At 42.8% G+C, this 857-nt stretch carries 1 protein-coding gene and 1 pseudogene; one reads left to right on the forward strand and one right to left on the reverse strand.

Features of this window, described 5'->3' with window-relative positions; translation table 11 throughout:
• Positions 1-113 (forward strand): annotated as a pseudogene (locus CIK04_RS24405) (S4 domain-containing protein); the annotation flags it as partial.
• Between the two features lie 115 nt (positions 114-228).
• Here the strand turns inward: CIK04_RS24405 and CIK04_RS24410 are convergent.
• Positions 229-546: a YbaN family protein gene (locus tag CIK04_RS24410; RefSeq protein WP_369597170.1), complete on the reverse strand. Its 318-nt coding sequence runs from the start codon at positions 544-546 to the stop codon at positions 229-231.
• Positions 547-857 lie beyond the last annotated feature (311 nt).

Genomic DNA, 857 nt, shown 5'->3' on the forward strand with positions numbered 1-857 from the left:
CAATGGCGAACTTGCTAAAAGAAGCAGAGCTATGTTCATCAACATCGGAAGCGATGCGTATGGTTAAACAAGGCGCGGCTAAGATGGATGGTGAAAAAGTAGAAGATGCCAAAGGCAGAACCAGACGTTGGTACGTATGTGTTCCAATTGGTAAACGTGAAGTTTAGTCAATACTATTGCGTAAGATGACGCCTCTAGGGCATCTCACTGCTATTGAAAAGCGCCTTCTTAAAGGCGCTTTTTTTCTACTTGTTGATAGGTTTTGAAACGTAAGATGAACCAAGTTTCAAAGAGGAGAAGCGACAAAATAGCGTACTGCCAATGTGTACCGTAAGCCACAAAAAATAATACGCTGAGCATAGATACCCAAATCAACAGCAAAGAGTGAATTTTCTTCGCCTCYGTTAAACCTTGTTTCTTGTTAAGGCGCTGTGCTAAAGGGCCAAGCTTAGGATGGTTGAGTAGCCACTGTTGAAAAACAGGGGAGGATTTCCCGAAACAGTAAAGTGCCAATAGTATAAAGGGCACAGTAGGTAACAGTGGCACTGTGATGCCAATCGTGCCTAGAATGACACACGTCCAGCCAATGTCAGTTGTAACCTTTACGGCGAAAAGCTTCTCTGTCTTTTATTGGGTGATGTTTCATGATGATATTCCCCAGCCAAATATTCAACAAGTATGGCTGGGGTTTAGCTTAAATGGCAACTTGTGCTGTTTTCGTTAGTTGTGTTTACTTGTGTAAACTCAACTAAATCTCGATAAACTCACGCTCAAAGCGTGTGATAGGCGCAACATTGCCACTCTCTTCTTTATCAGGGTAGTAATCGGTAATAAATTGAATGAAGGCGGCGCTTGGC

The sequence above is a fragment of the Vibrio sp. 03_296 genome (assembly GCF_002265885.1).